The sequence below is a fragment of the Streptomyces sp. NPDC002537 genome (genome assembly GCF_053594975.1).
Genome location: NZ_JBSFWT010000069.1, coordinates 21,296 through 39,545 on the forward strand (window position 1 = coordinate 21,296; position 18,250 = coordinate 39,545).

Consider the following 18,250-nt stretch of genomic DNA (forward strand, 5'->3'; position numbering starts at 1 on the left):
ACCACCGTCCCGGGCGCCCCGCCGACCCACGGCAGGGCGCCCCGGCGATTCGCGGACGCCACGGCCACCGGACATTCATGTCGGATTTCCGCGAGCCTTCGTGGCCCGCACGACCGATCCTGGAGTCATGTACACCGACTTCGACCGCTGCGCCAGGGCCGTCCGCTCCAAGGACGCCCGCTTCGACGGATGGTTCTACACCGCCGTGCTCACCACGGGCATCTACTGCCGTCCGAGCTGCCCGGCCGTGCCGCCGAAGGACCGGAACATGACCTTCTACCCCAGCGCGGCCGCCGCCCAGCAGGCCGGATTCCGGGCCTGCAAGCGCTGCCGCCCGGACGCCAGCCCCGGCTCCCCGCAGTGGAACGAACGCGCCGACCTCGTCGCACGGGCCATGCGCCTCATCGGCGACGGCACGGTCGACCGCGAAGGCGTCCCCGGACTCGCCGCCCGCCTCGGCTACAGCACCCGCCAGATCGAGCGCCAGCTCCTCGCCGAGCTCGGCGCCGGACCCCTCGCCCTCGCCCGCGCCCAGCGCGCCCAGACCGCCCGCATCCTCATCGAGACCAGCGAACTGCCCATGGCGGACGCCGCGTTCGCCGCGGGCTTCTCCTCCATCCGCTCCTTCAACGAGACCGTGCGCGAGGTCTTCGCCCTCACCCCGACCGAACTCCGCGAACGCGCCGCACGCGGCCGCAGCGCCGGCGCGCCCGGCGTCCTCACGCTCCGGCTGCCCTTCCGCGCGCCCCTGTGCCCCGACAACCTTTTCGGCCACCTCGTGGCGACCGCCGTACCCGGCGTGGAGGAGTGGCGCGACGGCGCGTACCGCAGCACGCTGCGCCTCCCGTACGGCCACGGCACCGTCGCCCTCGCCCCGCGCCCCGACCACATCGAGTGCAGGCTCGCCCTCTCCGACCTGCGCGACCTCGCCGGTGCCATCAGCCGCTGCCGGAGCCTCCTCGACCTCGACGCGGACCCCGAGGCCGTCGACGAACTGCTGCGCGCCGACGAGGCGTTGGCGCCACTCGTCGCCAAGGCCCCCGGACGGCGGGTGCCGCGCACCGTGGACCCGGAGGAGTTCGCCGTACGGGCCGTGCTCGGACAGCAGGTGTCGACCGCCGCGGCACGCACCCTCGCGGCCCGCCTCGTCACCGCCCACGGCGAACCCGTCGACGACCCGATGGGCGGCGGTCTCACCCACCTCTTCCCCTCGGCCGAGGCCCTGGCCGGACTCGACCCCGCGGCACTCGCCATGCCCGCGGCACGCCGCGCCACGGTCCTGCGGCTCGTACGCGAACTCGCCGCCGGCGAGCTCGCCCTCGGCGTCGGCAGCGACTGGTCACGGGCCCGCGACCGGCTCGCCGAGATCCCCGGCATGGGCCCGTGGACCATCGGCGTCATCGCGATGCGGGCCCTCGGCGACCCCGACGCCTTCGTGCCCACGGACCTCGGCGTCCGCTACGGCGCCGCCGCCGTCGGCCTCCCCGCGACACCCGGGGCACTGACCCGGCACGCCGCCGCGTGGCGGCCGTGGCGGGCGTACGCCGTCCAGTACCTGTGGGCGGCCCAGGAGCACCCCATCAACGACATGCCCGAGGACTGACACACCATGCGCGTACACACCGTCACCGACAGCCCCATGGGCCCGCTGACCCTCGTCGCCACCGACGGCGTCCTCTCCGGCCTCTATATGACCGGCCAGCGGCACCGGCCGCCCGAGGAGACGTTCGGGGAGCGCGACGACGCGCCGTTCACGGAGGCGCTGCGCCAGCTGGAGGCGTACTTCGCGGGCGATTCGACCCGGTTCGAACTCCCGCTGCGGCTGGACGGCACCCCGTTCCAGCACCGGGTGTGGGCCGGGCTCCAGGAGATCCCTTACGGCGAAACCCTCTCGTACGGCGAACTCGCCGCCCGCATCGGCGCCCCCAAGGCGTCCCGCGCGGTCGGCCTCGCGAACGGCAGGAACCCCATCGGCATCATCGTCCCCTGTCATCGCGTCGTCGGCGCCACGGGGAGCCTCACGGGGTACGGCGGGGGCATCGACCGCAAGCGCAGGCTCCTGGCCTTCGAACGCGGCGGGAGCGGGCCCCTGGAACAGCAGCCGCTGTTCTGATCGAGCGTCAGCCCTGCCGCAACGGCCGCTTGTAGTACGCCCAGGGGAACGAGCCCGGCCCCACCTGGGTCCAGCCCTCCGCCTCCATCCGGCGGCGTCGGTTGCCCACGGCGAACGGGACGCGGCGGTGCTCCCACGGCCGGTCCGAGGCCTCCACCACATGGAAGAAGGGGCCGTAGTCGACGACGTGCCAGCCCTCCAGGCCCGCCTCCGCGAGCGCGGGCATCTCGTCGAAGGCGGTCAGGGGGGTCAGCACCCGCCGCTCGGGGGCGCCCGGCTCACCCGGCGAAGTGCCCGGGGCGGCCGGGCCCTTGGCGGCGAAACGCTGCTGCGCCGCCTGGCGGCTGACGCCCAGGACGCGTCCGACGGTGTCCCAGCTGTGGCCCGCGGCCCGCGCGCCCTGCACCGCTTCGCGCAGCAGCCGGCTGGTCTCCTCGGCGCCGACGCGGCTGGCGGCCACCAGGCGGAGATAGCCCGCGGGGTCGTGCTCCAGCGATTCGGCCAGTCCGTCCGGCGTGCCGAGCACGGCGCCCGCGATCCCCTCGCGGATGCCCGCGGCCTCCTCCGGGCCGATCAACTCCTCGCCGCTCACCGGCCGTCGGCCGTACGCAGCGGCTCCAGCGCGTCCAGCGTCCCGCGGTCGAGCTCGCGCCGCGTGGCCTCGGCCCTGCCGGACCGCGCCGCTCCGGTGAACAGGGCGATGGCGACGAGGAGGACGAAGACGGCGCTGCCCAGGGCGAGGTACGCGGCGACGCCGGAGCCGTCCGACAGCCGCGTCGCCATGAAGATCAAGGAGATCGAGAGGGGGAGCATGCCGAAGCCCGCGGCGCGGAGGGCGGTTCCGCGGTCGACGGTCTGCTGTTCTGTGGCGATCATGGCGTCAAGATTTCCTTGACGTCGATCGTTTGTCAACCTCTCCTTGACGGTTGTTCGGGGGTGATTCGGGGGCGGTCGATTCAGGGGGCGGCGGCTGGTTCAGAGTGCCGCGATCCGTTCCAGCAGAGCGGGCAGCGCGGTCCCGATCGGCTCGCGCACCAGCTCGTCCGCCCGGTCGTCGTACGGCGTCGGCTCCGCGTTGACGATGATCAGCCGGGCGCCGTGGTCGGCGGCGAGCCCCGCGAGCGCGGCGGCGGGGTGTACCTGGAGGCTCGTCCCCACCGCGATGAACAGCTCGCACGCCTTGGTCAGCGCCACCGCCTCGCCCAGCACCGCCGGATCGAGACCCTCGCCGAACATCACCGTCGCCGACTTGAGGATGCCGCCGCACGCCTCGCACGCCGGATCCGGATCACCCCCGTCGACCCGTTCCAGCGCCTCGGCCATGCCCGACCGCGCCTTGCAGCGCGTGCACTGCACCGACCGCGCGGACCCGTGCAGTTCGAGCACCTTGCGATCGGGCATCCCCGCCAACTGGTGCAGCCCGTCCACGTTCTGCGTGATCACCCGCACCGGTGTGCCGGACCGCTCCAGGCGCACCACGGCCTCGTGCGCCGCGTTCGGCCGCGCCCGCAGCGAGGGGCCGTCGTGCCGCATCCGCCAGGCGCGCTTCCGGATCTCGGGGTCGGACATGTAGTACTCGTAGGTGACGAGCTTCTCCGCCTCCGGGTCGCGCCGCCACAGCCCGTTGGGGCCGCGGTAGTCGGGGATGCCCGAGTCCGTGGAGATCCCCGCCCCGCTCATGATCACTACCAGGGGCCGTTTCCGGTCCCGCCCCATGCCGCTGCCGCTCATGGCGTGAGGGTACGCAGCCGGCCCCGGTCCGGCGACGGCATTTCCCGCCGTGCGCGCCGATCGCCCGCCAGGGGCCCGCGGCCGGCTCGTCGGCGAGCCGCTCCACCGCCGTCCGGCCCTCGGCCCCGCGGGGCGTGGCGGTTTCCGGCGGATGGCGGGTCCGGTCTTTGCGACACCGGATGTTCACCGATCTGTAGACGTGTCGATATTTCAGCCGTAATGCGAGGTAGGTGAAGTGCATCGGCCGTGTTCTGGGTTTGTCGACTTCTCTCCCTTCATCCGCCTGGGGTCGTTTTATCGTTCCGCGACTCACTCGTGCGGGTGATGCAGTCCCCGCATCCGGGCCAAGTACCGGGCTTGTCTTGCCGATGCGTGCCAGCGGCTGTGTTCCTGTGCCACTCCAGGTTCCTGCGAGTGAAAGGAGTGACATGTCGCTTTTCGGGAGGCAGGCCGGATCCTTGGTGACGCAGCACGGAGCCGTCACCTTGGGCGTGGTCTTCGCGCTCTGCGCGTCCGCGGGCGGGGCGCTCTCCGCGGCCGCGCGGGGTCGGTACGACGGGGTCTCCGGCGAGGTGACCTCCAGGATCGGGCAGCACGTACGGAAGAGGCCGACGACCGGCTCCGAGATCGTCGGCACATACGGCCCCGGGGAACGCGTCCACATCGACTGCAAGTCCGACGGGGAACGCGTCCAGGGGGACCCGTACTGGTACCGGGTCGCCAGTGGCGGCTGGATGAGCGCGCGTTACGTACGGGCCTTCGGCACGGTGCCCATGTGCAGGGGCGAAGGGGGGCACCACGACAGCGGGCACCATCACGACACCCACGGAGGGGCGAAGGGGCCGAAAGGGGACCGGGGGCCGATCGGGCCGCAGGGCCCGAAGGGGCCCAAGGGCGACCCCGGCCGCGTCGGCCCGGCGGGGGCGGACGGCTCAGCCGGTCCAGTCGGTCCGATCGGACCGGAGGGACCCAAAGGTGACACCGGCCGTGTGGGCCCTGCGGGGCAGGTGGGGCCGAAGGGCGATCCCGGCCATGTGGGGCCACCAGGGCCGAAGGGTGCCCCGGGTGCGAACGGGCCTGCGGGGCCCACCGGTTCAGTGGGTCCGGTCGGGCCCGCCGGGCCGAAGGGTGACCCCGGTGTGGATGGGGTCGCAGGGCCCGCAGGTACGCAAGGTGATGTCGGGCCCGCAGGGCCTGTCGGCCCCATCGGTCCGCAAGGCCCTGGTGGTCCTCAGGGCCCCACCGGTCCGGTCGGCCCCAAGGGCAACCCCGGTGTAGCGGGACCCGTCGGCCCCGCGGGTGCCATCGGTCCCAAGGGGACGGCAGGGCCCAAGGGCGACAGGGGAGACAGGGGGCAGACGGGGGCCGTGGGACCCGCGGGGCCCATCGGGCAGACCGGACCCGCAGGGCCTGCCGGTCCGAAGGGCGACAGAGGCGACAAGGGCGACAGAGGTGACCCCGGCGGTCCCATCGGCCCCATCGGTCCGAAGGGTGACAAGGGTGACCCGGGCGACACCGGCCCCGAAGGGCCGGTGGGCCCCGCCGGTTCCGCCGGTCCGGCCGGTCCCGCCGGTGCGACCGGCAGACCCGGGCCCGCGGGGCCTGCCGGACCTGCGGGCCCCGAAGGTCCCGCAGGATCCGCCGGGCCCGCCGGTCCGAAGGGTGACAGGGGCGCCCCGGGTCCCGCGGGTTCTCCGGGTGGCGCCGGCCCCGCGGGTCCCACCGGCCCCGAGGGCCCGGCCGGTCCCACCGGCCCTGAAGGTCCCTCCGGTCCCGAAGGCCCTGTGGGCCCGGTCGGGGCGGTCGGCCCTCCGGGACCCACCGGCCCCTTGGGCCCGAAGGGCAACAAGGGGGACACCGGTGCCACCGGCCCCGCGGGCCCGCCCGGCCCGAAGGGCGACACGGGTCCCGCGGGCCCTCCCGGCCCCCCGGGGCCCGCCGCGATGTCGCCGCAGATCGTCCAACAGGACTTCACCGTCGCGCCGTTGGCGCGCGAACAGGTACTGAAGAGTCCGGTGTGCCCCATGGGCACGCGGATCGTCGGTGGCGGGTTCGAGCAGGTCGGGAACTGGTCGGGGGCGGTCGAGAGGTACGCCGAGTATCCCGGGCTCGGGGAGAACCAGTACTTGGTGGGGGTGAACAGCGTCAGCCCCTCGTCGGTGACCCTTCGCGTCTTCGGGGTCTGCCAGCCGTCTTGACGCGTGCGCTCGCCGCTGGGCGAGGGCCGACCTCCGGGTGCGGGCCGTCTGCCGCCTGCGGCGGGGGCGGCCTGCGGCCGCGTCCTCAAACGCCGGACGGGCTGGTTTTTGCTGGCGTGGTCCGCAACCTGCGGGCCCGGCCCGCAGGTTCGCTGCCGCAGTCCGCGAATTTCAGCCCGTCCGGCGATTGAGGACAACGCGGCGGAGCCGTGTTGTGGGTGCCTCAGTCGCCGGGGACCATCCAGCCCAGGACCGGGGTGGACTGCAGCCAGACGAGCAGGCACAGTACGGCGAGTACGCCCAGGCTCCAGCCGATGACCCTGCGCAGGATCTCGCCCTCGCGGCCCGAGATGCCCAGCGCGCCGGCGGCGATGACCAGGTTCTGCATGGCGGCGGCCTTGCCCTGTACGCCGCCCGTGCTGTTGGCGGCGGCCATGAGCAGCGGGGAGAGCCCCGCCTGCCGGGCGGCGGAGACCTGCATGGCGCCGAACAGCGCGTTGGAGGAGGTGTCCGAACCGGTCAGGGCCACGCCGAACCAGCCGAGGAAGCCGGAGAGCAGCGCGAACGCGCTGCCCAGCCCGGCGAGCCAGGTGCCGAGGGAGACGGCCATCCCCGAGAGGTTCATGACGTAGGAGAGGGCGAGGACACAGGCGATGGTGAGCGCGGGCCGGCGCAACTGGCGCAGGGTCTCCGCGTAGCAGCGCACGGCCTGCCGGGCGGGTACGCGCAGGACGCGCGCGGTGAGCACGCCGGCGATCAGCAGCAGGGTGCCCGAGGCCCCGAGCCAGCCGAGGTCGAAGGTGGTGACGGCCGCGGGGTGGCCGTCGGCCCCGAGGACGCGGAGACCGGGCCAGGAGAAGCCGATGTCCTGGGACTTGACGAAGCGCCGCACCGGACCCTGGCAGGAGGCCAGCGCGAACAGCGCGATGAGGAGCGCGTAGGGGGAGAAGGCCCGGACGATCTCCGGTCCCCGGTCGGGGAGCGTGCTGCGGGCAGGCGGTCGACGCCGGGGGCGCACTGTCGCGGCGCCGCTCGCCACGGCGGTCCCACTCGTAACGGCCGCATCCGTAACGGCCCCACCCGTAACACCCCCACCCGTCGGCGAGTCGGCCGTTCCTGCGGTGACGGGCCCGTGCGCCGCCGCCCCGACCGGCGGGTCGGCCTCCGCGACGGAGCCGGTACGGCACCGCGGTGTCCACACGCGCAGCAGGACGACCAGCGAGGCCGTCGAGACCAGGGCCGCGAAGATGTCGGTGAGCTGGTAGGCGAAGTAGTTGGAGCACAGGAACTGCCCGGCCCCGAAGCCCGCGCCGGCGGTCAGTGCGGCGGGCCACGCCTCCGCCAGGCCCCGGCGGCCGTCGAGCATGAGCAGCAGGACGAAGGGCACGAGCGCCGCGACGACGGCGGACTGCCGGCCGACCATGGCCCCGAGGTCGTGCGCGGGGAACGCGGTGACCTTGGCCAGCGCCTGGACGGGGTTGCCGACCGAACCGAAGGCGGCGGGCGCGGTGTTGGCGAACGTGGCGACCGTCGCGGCCTTGAGCGGCTCCAGGCCGAGGGCGAGCAGCAGCAGCGAGGTGATCGCGATCGGCGTGCCGAATCCGGACAGGGATTCCACCATGGCGCCGAAGCAGTAGGCGATCAGGACCGCTTGGACGCGGAGGTCGCCGGACAGCGAGGAGAAGGTCCTGCCGACGATGTCGAAGTGGCCGCCGACGCGCTGGAGCCGGCTGATCCAGACGGCGTTGAGCACGATCCAGACGATGGGGAACAGGCCGAAGGCCGCCCCTTCGGCCGCCCCGTCGGCGACCTCGGACAGCGGCATGCCGTAGACGGTGGCGGCGATCAGCGCCGCCGTGGCGAGGCCGCCGAGCGCGGCGCGGTGCGAAGGGATCCGCAGGACGCCGAGCAGGGTCAGGAGCACCAGCAGGGGCAGGGCGGCGAGCAGCGCGGTGAGGGCGGGGTGCCCCAGGGGATCGGTGACTTGTCGGAACACGGAAGCTCTCGCTTTCTCCGGTCCGCGCGGAACCTTCCGGTCCGCCGCGGCACCGGTGGCAAGAGGGTTCCGTCCGGCCGCGGGCGGACGGCCGAAGTGGCCTGAGCCGCCTGGGAGTTCCGTCATCCGGAAGCGTGATTTTGTTAGTCGGAAGCATGGGGGTGAGGTGTCCCGGCGTCAAGGAGTCCGGCACCCGCACCCCGCCATGGGCGTGCCCCGCGCCCCGTCGTTCACCGGTCGGTCAGTGCCGCGCCCAGCGACTTCGCCGCCTCCGCGACCAGGGCGCCGAACGCCGCCCGCGAGGCGTCGGTCATACGGCTCGTGGGGACGTTGACGCTGATCCCGGCCACCGGCGGCCCGGACCCGGCGACGACCGCCGCCGCGACCGCCGAGACGTCCGCGCGCCACTCCCCGCCGTTCGTCGCGTAGCCCCGTGCCCGGACGACGGTCAGCTCCGCCCGCAGTCGCTCCGGATCGGTGATCGTGCTGTCCGTGTACCGCGGCAGGCCCTCCGACAGGTAGCGCTCGACGGTCTCCGGCGGGCTCGCGGCGAGCAGGGCCTTGCCGTTCGAGGAGGCGTGCAGGGGCAGGTTCTGCCCCAACGGCAGGACGATGCGCACTGGTTGGGACGTCTCCAGTCGTTCGATCAGTACGACCTTGCCGCCCTCCGGAACCGTCAGGTGCACCGTCTCGTCGGTGCGCCGGCGCAGCTCCTCCAGCACCGGCAGCGCGACGTCCCGCAGCCCCAGCTCGCCCGTGGCGCTCCGGCCCACGGACAGCGCCTTGGTCGTGACCGCCCAGCGGGTGACGGTCTCGCCGGTGGGGCGGATCCAGCCGGCAGTGTGCAGGGTCACCAGCGTGCGCTGCACCGAACTCTTGGGCAGGCCCAGGACCCTGGCCAGCTCCGCGACACCGATCGGCTGGCGCGCGGCGACCTCCTCCAGCACCCGGAGCGCGTTGTGGACGTTCCGCATCCATTGACTCCCTTCGCGGCCCGAGCCTAAGCTCCGGCATGCCTCATCACGGTACGGCGTGCCGTAACACGGCACAATACCCGGGGAGTTGATGGTCATGGCTTCCCGCGTCGGACACCACTTCCTCCAGATCCCCGGCCCCACCAACGTCCCCGACCAGGTGCTGCGCGCCATGGCGGCGCCGACGATCGACCACCGGGGCCCGCGGTTCGCGGCCCTCACCCTGCGCCTGCTCGACGCCCTCAAGCCGGTGTTCGGCACCGGCGGACCCGTCGTGATCCACCCCGCCTCCGGCACCGGCGCCTGGGAGGCCGCCCTGGTCAACACCCTGAGCCCCGGCGACCGGGTGCTCTTCTGCGAGACGGGCCACTTCGCCACGCTCTGGCAGGAGATGGCCCGGTCGCTCGGCCTCGACGTCACCTTCCTGCCCGGCGACTGGCGGCACGGCGCCGACCCGCGGGCCGTACGCCGTGAACTCGACGCCGACACCGGGCAGTCGATCAAGGCGGTGTGCGTCGTGCACAACGAGACCTCCACCGGAGTGACCAGCCGCGTCCCCGCGATCCGGCAGGCGATGGACGCCGCGGGCCACCCGGCGCTCCTGCTCGTCGACGCCGTCTCCTCGCTCGCCTCGATCGACTACCGGCACGACGCGTGGGGCGTCGACGTCACGGTGGCCGGGTCGCAGAAGGGGCTGATGCTGCCGCCCGGACTGGGCTTCAACGCCGTCAGCCGCAAGGCCCTCGCCGCCGCGCGCACCGCCCGCCTGCCGAAGTCCTTCTGGGACTGGAACCCGGTCGTCGAGGCCAACCGGAACGGCTACTTCCCCAGCACTCCGGCCACCAACCTCCTCTACGGGCTGGAGGAATCGCTGCGCATGCTCCACGCCGAGGGCCTGCCGCAGGTCTTCGCCCGGCACACCCGCCACGGCGCCGCCACCCGGGCGGCCGTACGCGGCTGGGGACTCGACGTGCTGTGCGCCGACGAGCGCGAACACTCCGGCACGCTCACCGCCGTCGTCCTGCCCGACGGACACGACGCCGACCGGGTGCGCGCGATCGTCCTGGAGCGGTTCGGGATGTCCCTGGGCGCGGGCCTGGGCAGGCTCACCGGCCGCGTCCTGCGCATCGGACACCTCGGGCACCTCGGCGACCTGACACTCGCGGGCACCCTCGCCGGGGTCCAGATGGGCCTGCAACTGGCCGGAGTTCCCATCGACCCGGGCGGGCTCGGCAATGCCCTGGACCTGCTCCGCGCCCCCTGAGACCTGCTCCGCGCCCCCTTGAAAGGAGACGCCCGTGCGGACACCCCCGGCCCGCCGCGGCACCCCCGCCGACGGACTCGCCCGCCGGCTCCGGCACGACCTCGACGGCGAGGCCCGCTTCGACGACTACACCCGGCACCTGTACTCCCGGGACGCCAGCATGTACGCCGTCACCCCGCTCGGCGCGGCCTTCCCGCGCCACGCCGAGGACGTCCGGGCGGCGGTGGCCGCGGCCGCCGAGTACGGCGTGCCCGTGGTGCCGCGCGGCGCGGGCACCAGCCTCGCCGGCCAGACCGTCGGCCCCGGCCTCGTCCTGGACCTCTCCCGCCATATGCACCGCATCGTCGAACTCGACCCCGCGGCCCGTACCGCCGTGGTGGAACCCGGCGTCGTCCAGGACCAGCTCAACCGGGCCGCCGCCGCCCACGGGCTGATGTTCGGCCCCGACACCTCCACCAGCGACCGGGCCACCATCGGCGGCATGGTCGGCAACAACTCCGCGGGCAGCGGCTCCCTCCGCCACGGCATGACCATCGACCACGTCCGCGCGCTGGACGTCGTCCTCTCCGACGCGACCGCCGCCCGCTTCGCCCCCGTCACGGAGGCCGAACGCGTACGCCGCGCCGCCCTGCCCACCCTCGAAGGCCGCATCCACCGCGAGCTGCCGCGCATCCTCGCCGCCCACTCGTCCGCCATCGCCCACGACTTCCCCGCCTTCTGGCGGCGCGCGGGCGGCTACCGGCTGGACCGGCTCGCCGGTGACGCCCCGTTCGACCTCGCGAAGTTCGTCGTCGGCTCCGAGGGCACCCTCGCCGTCACCACCCGGGCCGAGGTCGCCCTCGTGCCCGCACCCGCCCGGACCGCCATCGCCGTCGGGCACTTCACCTCCGTGGCCGCCGCCGTCGAGGCCACCGGGGACGCCCTGTCCTGCGACCCCGCCACGGTCGAACTGCTGGACCGGACGATCCTGGACCTGTCCCGGGGGAAGATCGAGTACGCCTCGCTGGGCACCCTCCTCGAAGGCGACCCGGGCGCCCTGCTCTTCGTCGGCTTCACCGGCGACGAAGAGAGCGGACTGCGCGACCGGCTCGGCGAACTCACCGCGCTGTGGGCCCGCCACGGCCACGGCTACCACACCCTGCACGCGCTGACCCCCGAACGGCAGGCGGCACTGCTGAAGGTCCGCAAGGCGGGGCTCGGGCTGCTGATGGCCGCGGGCGAGGGCACCCGGCGGCCGCTGGCCTTCGTCGAGGACACCGCCGTGCCCCCCGCCCACCTCGCCGACTACACCCGCCGCTTCCGCGGCATCCTGGACCGCCACGGACTCACCGCCGGCTTCTACGGCCACTGCTCCGTCGGCTGTCTGCACATCCGGCCCTTCGTCGACCTCGCCGACCCCGCGCAGATCCGCACCATGCGGGCCGTCGCCGAAGAGGTCAAGGACCTCGTCACCGAGTACGGGGGCGTCAACTCCAGCGAACACGGCGACGGACTGGCCCGCAGCGAGTTCAACCGCGAGCTCTTCGGCCCCCGGCTGTACGAGGCCATGCGCGAGGTGAAGCGGCTCTTCGACCCCGGCGGCCGGCTCAACCCCGGCAAGATCGTGGACGCCCCGGCCATGACCGACCACCTGCGCGACGCCGCCCTCGCCCCCGCCGTGCCGCTGCGCACCCGGCTCTCCTTCGAGGCCGTCGGCGGCATGCGGGGCGCCGCCGACCGCTGCATGAACATCGGCGCCTGCCGCAAGAGCGGCAGCGGCACCATGTGCCCCTCCTACATGGCCACCCGTGAGGAAGAGGACTCCACACGCGGCCGGGCCGGCGCCCTGGTCAAGGCGCTCTCCGAGCCGGACCCCCGGCACGCCCTGGGCGACGAGCGCCTCCACGGGATCCTCGACCTGTGCCTGATGTGCAAGGCGTGCAAGAGCGAATGCCCCCTCGGGGTCGACATGGCCGCACTCAAGGCCGAGACCCTGGCCCACCACCACGACCTGCACGGGGTCCCCGCCAGGTCCCGGCTCTTCGCCGCCGCGCGCACCCTCAACCGCCTGGGCTCGGCCGCCGCGCCCCTGTCCAACCTCCCCGGCCGCATCCGCCCGCTGCGCGCCCTGCTGGACCGGACGCTGGGCATCACCCCGCACCGCCCGCTGCCCGCCTTCGCCCGCCGCGACCTGGTGCGCTGGTTCCGGGGGCGGGACACCGCGGTGCGCCCGGCACCCCAGGGCCAACTCACCTTTCTCGCCGACTCGTTCACCACCTACACCGAGCCGGACATCGGCCGCGCCGCCATCGAGCTGCTGGAGCACTGCGGCTGGGAGGTCCGGCTGGAGAGCGGCGGCTGCTGCGGCCGGGCCGCCCTCTCCAAAGGCCTGCTGGACGACGCCAAGGCGCGGGCCCGCGCGCTCGCCCACCGCATCGCGGCCACGTCCGACCCCGGCTCGCCCGTCGTCGGCTGTGAACCGTCGTGCCTGATGACACTGCGCGACGAACACCGCTCCCTGCACCCCGGCGACCCGGTCATCGAGGACATCGCGGGCCGGGTCCGCCAGGTCGAGGAGCTGCTCCTCGACGCGGTCGCCGACGGCCGGCTCCGGCTGCGCGAGGACTCCTGGCCCGCCGGACGGCGCCTGCTGTACCACGGCCACTGCCACCAGAAGGCGGAGGTCGGCACCCGGGCGACCGTCGACCTGCTCAAGGCCGTCCCCGGCGCCGAGGTCGTCGAGGCGGACGCGGGCTGCTGCGGCATGGCCGGGTCCTTCGGCTACGAGTCCGAGCACTACGCGCTGTCCATGACCGTGGGGGAGGACCGGCTCTTCCCGGCGGTCGGCGCCGAACCCGGGGACACCGTGATCGTCGCCACCGGCACCTCCTGCCGCCAGCAGATCCTCCACGGCACCGGGCGCACGGCCTGGCATCCGGTCCGGCTCGTGCGCGAGGCGCTGTGACCGGAGGCCGGGCACACGTCAGCGCACCCCGAAGATCCGGTCCAAGTGGTAGTCCACCACCCGCCGTACGTCCGCGACCGCGCGGCGGCCGTGCACGACGTCCATGCCCAGGCTCGTCACCCCGGACACCAGCAGATCCGCCTCCCGCGCCGGATCGACGCCGGGCGCGACGGCACCGTCGCGCCGAGCCTGCCGGAGGATCGCGGCGACGAGCTGTTCGAGGGGCTGCTCGTCGTGCAGGAAGACCGCGGCCAGCACCGGATCGGTGAGGCTGCGCGCGTAGTAGGCGGCGAACACCCGTAAGGCCGCGCGACGTTGCCCGTCCAGCGGCAGGAGCTCGTCCAGGATCGCCCGCAGCAGCTCACGGGAGCCGTCCGGCAGGCGCAGTGCCTCCATGCGGGTACGGGCGCGGCGGTCGTTCTCCTCGTGCAGCATCCGGAGCGCGCCGACGAGGAGTTCGTGCTTGTTGCCGAAGTGGTACTGCACGACGCGCGGCGACACCCCCGCCTCGGCGGCGACCTCCCGCATGCTCGCCTCGTGGAGCCCGCGCTCCGCCGCGATCCGCCAGACGGCCCCGGCGATCTCCCGCCGCCGCGGCGACTCCGCGTCCCGCGCCGCGCCCCGCACCGCGTCCTGCACCGCGGGAACGGCCGCCTCCGGTACCGGTGGCCTCCGCCGCTGCCGGTAGGCCCTGGCCTGGCAGCTGCGCGAGCAGTACGCGGGCGGACGGCCCCGGGACGCCACGGGCAGCCGCACGCCGCAGACGCGGCAGCCCGCCGCCTTCTTTTCGTCACGCATGCCCGTAGCGTAGCGCGGCCAAAATGTGTGAGGAAAAGGGATATTGAGGCACTATTCCGCCCCACTCCTCTGATACGTTCGTATCGAAATCCGGTGTGCGGAAACAACCCTTGGAGGCGACCGTGGACGAGGCGTGGTACCGGCTCGGAATGCTCCTGGTGCTCATAGCGGGATTCTGGGAAGGGCTCGCGGCCCTCTTCTTCCGGCTGTTCACCGGCAAGGAGCCCAGCCCCATGATCGCGGTCAACTATCTCCCCAGCCCCTGGTGTTACGTCGGCGCCGTGGCGGTCATGGCCGTCACCTTCGCCGTCATCGCCGCGCTGGACTCCGCCCATCAGAAGGTGCTCCGCACGGGGCGGGCGGGGGAGGGCGACGGCCGCCCGGCCCCCTAGCGGGGCGCGGGGTCGGGGCCCTCGGGGCGCACAGGTCAATTGCCCCTGCGCGAAAGGCCGATCACCCGGGGGGCCGTGCCGTGATGCGCCCCTTACGCACCCACCGCGCCCCTCGTGTGGTGGATGTCCCGCTCGTCCGGCTCCCGTGCACCCTGGGCTCACGACTCCCGTGGTCCCAGCCCGAAGGGGGCGCCATGCCAGATCCGGTCACCGTCGAGATCGAACCCTTCCACGGCGGGCGGGGGGCGGCGGCGTCCCTCGCCGGGGACCTCACCGGCCTGTCGGCCGTCCGCGAGCACCTCACCGGCCCCCGGCTGGACGTCGCCGACTTCCAGGTCCTGGAGAAGGATCCGTCCCCCGGCTCCCCGTTCCGGGCCCTGGTCCACGACCCGGACGCCTACCGCTCCCTGGAGGTCACCGGCCGGCTCGACGACCTGTCGGGCGCGCGGGCGCGCTTCGTGCGGTTCCGGCCCGTGCCCGGCACCGAGGAGTTCGCGCGGGCCGTCGAAACGCTGCGCGGCCACGGTACGTTCGGGCCCGTCCTCGCCTCCGGCCACGTCACCGCGTACCGGCCGATGCCCCCGCTCGCCGATGTCACCAACCCCGACGGCACCGTCGACCGCGTGGTCACCGTGGGCCTCCGCGATCCCGAGGGCATCGTCAAACACCGCATCGTCGGCGTCCGCATGCGGGACGGCGTGGTGATCACCGCCCCCGAGGGCGTGCCCGCCCCCTCGGCCATGGACTGCGTGACCACCCCGGCCTCCGACAACTGCCCCGACCCGTCGGGCGGCCCCCACGCCGTCCGGGTCCGCGTCCTGCGCGGGACCACCGAGCTGTGGAACCTGGTGGTCAACCGGCCGCGGACCTCGTCCGGGGTCAACGGCTCGGGCGTGGAGCTGCGGTACGTCGACCACCAGGGCGGCCGCGTCCTCCACCAGGGCCATGTGCCGATCCTCAACGTGAAGTACGCGGGCGACCGGTGCGGCCCCTACCGCGACTGGGCGAACGAGGAGGTCTGCTTCGAAGCCACCGGATCCGACCCGGCCGGCCCCGGCTACCGCCTCTGCACCTCGGCGCCGCGCACGATCCTCGACACGGGCACCGACCGGGGCAACTTCCGCGGCGTCGCCTTCTTCCACGACGGCTCCGCCCTCCGCATCGTCAGCGAACTCGCGGCCGGCTGGTACCGGTACGTCACCGAGTGGCGGCTCGGCGACGACGGGGCGATCCGGCCCGGCTTCGGCTTCGCCGCCGTCACCAACCCGTGCACCTGCCTCGCCCACACGCACCACGCCTACTGGCGGCTGGACCTGGACATCGGGACCGCCTCCCCCAATCGGGTCGACGAGTTCGACGACGGCAGCGGATGGACGACGATCCGCCGGGAGACCCGGCGGCCCCGTGATGCCGCCCGGCACCGCCAGTGGCGCGTCGTCAACCCGGCCACCGGGCAGGGATACTCCCTCGTCCCGGGCGCCCACGACGGCACGGCGGACGCCTACGGAGCCGGCGACCTGTGGGTACTGCGCTACCGGGCGGGGGAGATCGACGACGGGAGCCCCTTCGACACCCGGGCGGACATCGACGCCTTCGTCAACGGCGAGTCCGTGGACGGCCAGGACGTGGTCCTCTGGTACGCGGCCCACTTCCTCCACGACAAGGCAGGCCCGCGACCGCCCTCGCACATCGTCGGCCCGGAGCTCCACCCGGTCGTCCTCCAGCCGGAGCAGCCGGAACAGCCGGAGCAGCCGGAACAGCCGGAGCAGCCGGAACAGCCGGAGCAGCCGGACTAGCCGCGCCCGCCGCCCTGCTCCCCGTCGTCCCGGTCGTCGCGGTCGCGCACGCTGTCCGCGACCCGCCGCAGCCGCGCGTGCCGTACCGGACCCTGTTCCGTGATCGCCTCGCCGATCATCGTCCGCATGGCGTCGCGCAGCCCGTGCAGGGCGTGATGGCGGGCCGGGCCCGCGCCCGGGTCCTCGCGCAGCTCCCGCATCAGGGACCAGCACAGCGCCAGCATCACCAGGACGAACGGCAGGGCGACCAGGATCGTCGCCGACTGGAGCGACTTGAGGCCGCCGGCCACCAGCAGCACCGCCGCGACCGCGGCCATCAGCACCCCCCACATCACCACCAGCCACGTGCGCGGGTGCAGCGCGCCCCGGCTGGACAGCGAACCCATGACCAGGGACGCGGAGTCCGCGCTGGTGATGAAGTACGTCATCACCAGCGCCATCGCGATCCACGACGTGAGCGTGTCCAGCGGCAGGGTGTCCAGCAGCGCGAACAGCGAGGCCTCCGCGCCCTGTTTGACCGTCCCCGCCATGTCGGCCGCGCCCGTCATGTCGATCCGCAGTGCGCTCCCGCCCATCACGCAGAACCACACCACCGTCGCCCCGCTGGGCACCAGCAGCACCCCGATCAGGAACTCCCGGATGGTCCGGCCGCGCGAGATCCGGGCGATGAACGTGCCCACGAACGGCGCCCACGACAGCCACCACGCCCAGTAGAAGATCGTCCACGCCCCCAGCCACGCGGAGTCCGTGAACGCGCCCGTGCGCGTCGCCAGGGTCAGCAGGTCGTGCAGATAGCCGCCGGTGGCCGCCGGGATCGTGTTGAGGACGAAGACCGTCGGGCCGAGCACGAAGACGAAGACCATCAGACACGCGGCCAGCGCGATGTTGAGGGTGCTGAGCCACTTCACACCCTTGTGCAGCCCGGAGAACGCCGACAGCACGAAGGCCGCCGACAGCGCCCCGATGATGACGAGTTCCAGGGTGGTGGAGTCCCTGACACCGGTGGTGAGATTGAGGCCCTTGGACACCTGGAGGGCGCCGAGGCCGAGGCTGGTCGCGGTGCCGAACACGGTCGCGAAGACGGCGAGCAGGTCGATGGCCCGTCCCGGCCAGCCCGCCGCCCGCGCCTCGCCGAGCAGCGGGACGAACGCGGAACTGAGCCGGTTTCCGCGGCCCTTGCGGAAGCCCGCGTAGGCGAGGGCGAGGCCCGCCATCCCGTAGATCGCCCAGGGGTGCAGGGTCCAGTGGAAGAACGAGTACTCCAGCGCCGTACGGGCCGCGGCGGGCGAGTTCGCGGTGACACCGCTGCCCGGCGGCGGGGAGACGAAGTGCAGCAGCGGCTCCCCGACCCCGTAGAACATCAGCCCGATGCCCATGCCCGCGCTGAACATCATCGCGATCCAGGCGAGGTTGCCGAACTCCGGCCGGTCCTCGTCCCCGCCCAGCCGGATCCGGCCGAACCGGCTGAACGCGATGACCACGCACAGGGCGAGGAACACATCGGCCGCGATGACGAACAGCCAGGCGAAGTTCGACAGCACCCAGTTCAGGGCGGCCGACGACACGCGGTCGAAGGAGTGCTTGGCCAGCGCCGCCCAGGCGACCACCGCGAGGACGGCGGCGCCGCCGATCGCGACGAGCGTCAGGTCAGGGGAGCCGTCCTCCGGCCGCCCGGAGGAGGGGGCGGGGTCGGGCGACTCGTATGCGTCGGTGCTCATGCCGCCCCACTATGGCCGGGATGCACGGAATTGGGCGTCCTGGCACGCCGTCCGGAGGCATGGGCAACGCGCATTCGCCCGGGTAGGGTCGCTGCGGCGCGACGCCCGGAAGCGAGGGGATGCGACATGACGGACGCGAGCTCCGCCGGGGGCGGCCGGGTGCTGATCGCCGCGGACAAGTTCAAGGGCTCGCTGACGGCGGCCGAGGTCGCCGAACACGTGGCGGCCGGGCTGCGGCGCGCGGCGCCCGGCCTCGACGTCGCGGCGCTGCCCGTCGCGGACGGCGGGGACGGCACCGTGGACGCGGCCGTGGCGGCCGGCTTCGC

Annotated in this window: 15 protein-coding genes; 8 read left to right on the plus strand and 7 right to left on the minus strand. The window is 73.7% G+C overall.

Going from position 1 to position 18,250, the window contains the following annotated elements; all coding sequences use genetic code 11:
• The first annotated feature begins 127 nt into the window (after positions 1–127).
• Together ACWD4A_RS26320 and ACWD4A_RS26325 are read left to right on the plus strand one after the other, a co-directional pair.
• Complete coding sequence (locus ACWD4A_RS26320) at positions 128–1,603, plus strand: AlkA N-terminal domain-containing protein (protein WP_451197680.1); 1,476 nt, start codon at positions 128–130, stop codon at positions 1,601–1,603.
• Between the two features lie 6 nt (positions 1,604–1,609).
• Positions 1,610–2,113 carry a methylated-DNA--[protein]-cysteine S-methyltransferase gene (locus ACWD4A_RS26325; RefSeq protein ID WP_451197682.1) on the plus strand — a complete coding sequence of 168 codons (504 nt, stop codon included), beginning with the start codon at positions 1,610–1,612 and terminating at the stop codon, positions 2,111–2,113.
• 7 nt (positions 2,114–2,120) lie between these two features.
• Here the strand turns inward: ACWD4A_RS26325 and ACWD4A_RS26330 are convergent, their stop codons facing one another.
• The 3 genes from ACWD4A_RS26330 to ACWD4A_RS26340 all read right to left on the minus strand — a co-directional run bounded on the left by ACWD4A_RS26330 (position 2,121) and on the right by ACWD4A_RS26340 (position 3,844).
• Positions 2,121–2,705 carry a hypothetical protein gene (locus tag ACWD4A_RS26330; protein WP_451197683.1) on the minus strand — a complete coding sequence of 195 codons (585 nt, stop codon included), beginning with the start codon at positions 2,703–2,705 and terminating at the stop codon, positions 2,121–2,123.
• Positions 2,702–2,989, minus strand: coding sequence for a hypothetical protein (locus ACWD4A_RS26335; RefSeq protein ID WP_451197685.1), 288 nt, complete (start codon positions 2,987–2,989; stop codon positions 2,702–2,704). Before ACWD4A_RS26335 ends, ACWD4A_RS26330 begins: the two co-directional genes overlap by 4 nt.
• 99 nt (positions 2,990–3,088) lie before the next feature.
• The gene (locus ACWD4A_RS26340; RefSeq protein ID WP_451197686.1) at positions 3,089–3,844 is read right to left on the minus strand and encodes an SIR2 family NAD-dependent protein deacylase; all 756 of its coding nucleotides are present in this window, start codon (positions 3,842–3,844) and stop codon (positions 3,089–3,091) included.
• A 1,943-nt stretch (positions 3,845–5,787) separates the two neighbouring features.
• Here ACWD4A_RS26340 and ACWD4A_RS26345 point away from each other — a divergent pair.
• Positions 5,788–6,042, plus strand: a complete 255-nt coding sequence (locus ACWD4A_RS26345) for a hypothetical protein (protein WP_451197687.1) — start codon at positions 5,788–5,790, stop codon at positions 6,040–6,042.
• Positions 6,043–6,265: 223 nt separating this feature from the next.
• Here ACWD4A_RS26345 and ACWD4A_RS26350 read toward each other — a convergent pair whose 3' ends face one another.
• Together ACWD4A_RS26350 and ACWD4A_RS26355 are read right to left on the minus strand one after the other, a co-directional pair.
• Positions 6,266–8,038, minus strand: a complete 1,773-nt coding sequence (locus ACWD4A_RS26350) for an L-lactate permease (protein WP_451197688.1) — start codon at positions 8,036–8,038, stop codon at positions 6,266–6,268.
• A gap of 230 nt (positions 8,039–8,268) precedes the next feature.
• Positions 8,269–9,012 (minus strand): IclR family transcriptional regulator, encoded by a 744-nt coding sequence (locus ACWD4A_RS26355; protein WP_451197689.1) that lies wholly within the window; start codon positions 9,010–9,012, stop codon positions 8,269–8,271.
• A 97-nt stretch (positions 9,013–9,109) separates the two neighbouring features.
• On the opposite strand from ACWD4A_RS26355, the gene ACWD4A_RS26360 reads away from it, so the two are divergent.
• Complete coding sequence (locus ACWD4A_RS26360) at positions 9,110–10,276, plus strand: pyridoxal-phosphate-dependent aminotransferase family protein (RefSeq protein WP_451197691.1); 1,167 nt, start codon at positions 9,110–9,112, stop codon at positions 10,274–10,276.
• Positions 10,277–10,310: 34 nt separating this feature from the next.
• A complete protein-coding gene (locus tag ACWD4A_RS26365; RefSeq protein ID WP_451197692.1) occupies positions 10,311–13,220 on the plus strand; it encodes an FAD-binding and (Fe-S)-binding domain-containing protein in 2,910 nt (969 codons plus the stop codon).
• An 18-nt stretch (positions 13,221–13,238) separates the two neighbouring features.
• Here the strand turns inward: ACWD4A_RS26365 and ACWD4A_RS26370 are convergent, their stop codons facing one another.
• Positions 13,239–14,018 (minus strand): TetR/AcrR family transcriptional regulator, encoded by a 780-nt coding sequence (locus ACWD4A_RS26370; protein WP_451197693.1) that lies wholly within the window; start codon positions 14,016–14,018, stop codon positions 13,239–13,241.
• Positions 14,019–14,113: 95 nt separating this feature from the next.
• Between ACWD4A_RS26370 and ACWD4A_RS26375 the strand changes: the two genes are divergently transcribed.
• Together ACWD4A_RS26375 and ACWD4A_RS26380 are read left to right on the plus strand one after the other, a co-directional pair.
• Entirely contained in the window at positions 14,114–14,410 is a 297-nt protein-coding gene (locus tag ACWD4A_RS26375; protein ID WP_451197695.1) for a hypothetical protein, read from the plus strand.
• A 194-nt stretch (positions 14,411–14,604) separates the two neighbouring features.
• Entirely contained in the window at positions 14,605–16,206 is a 1,602-nt protein-coding gene (locus ACWD4A_RS26380; protein ID WP_451197696.1) for a hypothetical protein, read from the plus strand.
• On the opposite strand, the gene ACWD4A_RS26385 is transcribed toward ACWD4A_RS26380, so the two are convergent.
• On the minus strand, positions 16,203–17,924 hold the full coding sequence (locus tag ACWD4A_RS26385) for a BCCT family transporter (RefSeq protein WP_451197697.1): 1,722 nt from the start codon (positions 17,922–17,924) through the stop codon (positions 16,203–16,205). The genes ACWD4A_RS26380 and ACWD4A_RS26385 overlap by 4 nt on opposite strands.
• 126 nt (positions 17,925–18,050) lie before the next feature.
• Between ACWD4A_RS26385 and ACWD4A_RS26390 the strand changes: the two genes are divergently transcribed.
• Positions 18,051–18,250, plus strand: a 200-nt coding sequence (locus ACWD4A_RS26390; RefSeq protein WP_451197699.1) for a glycerate kinase, incomplete at its 3' end; no start/stop codon positions are given.

Bases quoted from the DNA above. Each gene is read 5' to 3' on its own strand.
- ACWD4A_RS26345 (WP_451197687.1), top strand. From the start codon at position 5,788: ATGTCGCCGCAGATCGTCCAACAGGACTTCACCGTCGCGCCGTTGGCG.
- ACWD4A_RS26355 (WP_451197689.1), bottom strand. From the start codon at position 9,012: ATGCGGAACGTCCACAACGCGCTCCGGGTGCTGGAGGAGGTCGCCGCG.
- ACWD4A_RS26340 (WP_451197686.1), bottom strand. From the start codon at position 3,844: ATGAGCGGCAGCGGCATGGGGCGGGACCGGAAACGGCCCCTGGTAGTG.
- ACWD4A_RS26335 (WP_451197685.1), bottom strand. From the start codon at position 2,989: ATGATCGCCACAGAACAGCAGACCGTCGACCGCGGAACCGCCCTCCGC.
- ACWD4A_RS26385 (WP_451197697.1), bottom strand. From the start codon at position 17,924: ATGAGCACCGACGCATACGAGTCGCCCGACCCCGCCCCCTCCTCCGGG.
- ACWD4A_RS26320 (WP_451197680.1), top strand. From the start codon at position 128: ATGTACACCGACTTCGACCGCTGCGCCAGGGCCGTCCGCTCCAAGGAC.
- ACWD4A_RS26325 (WP_451197682.1), top strand. From the start codon at position 1,610: ATGCGCGTACACACCGTCACCGACAGCCCCATGGGCCCGCTGACCCTC.
- ACWD4A_RS26370 (WP_451197693.1), bottom strand. From the start codon at position 14,018: ATGCGTGACGAAAAGAAGGCGGCGGGCTGCCGCGTCTGCGGCGTGCGG.
- ACWD4A_RS26360 (WP_451197691.1), top strand. From the start codon at position 9,110: ATGGCTTCCCGCGTCGGACACCACTTCCTCCAGATCCCCGGCCCCACC.
- ACWD4A_RS26380 (WP_451197696.1), top strand. From the start codon at position 14,605: ATGCCAGATCCGGTCACCGTCGAGATCGAACCCTTCCACGGCGGGCGG.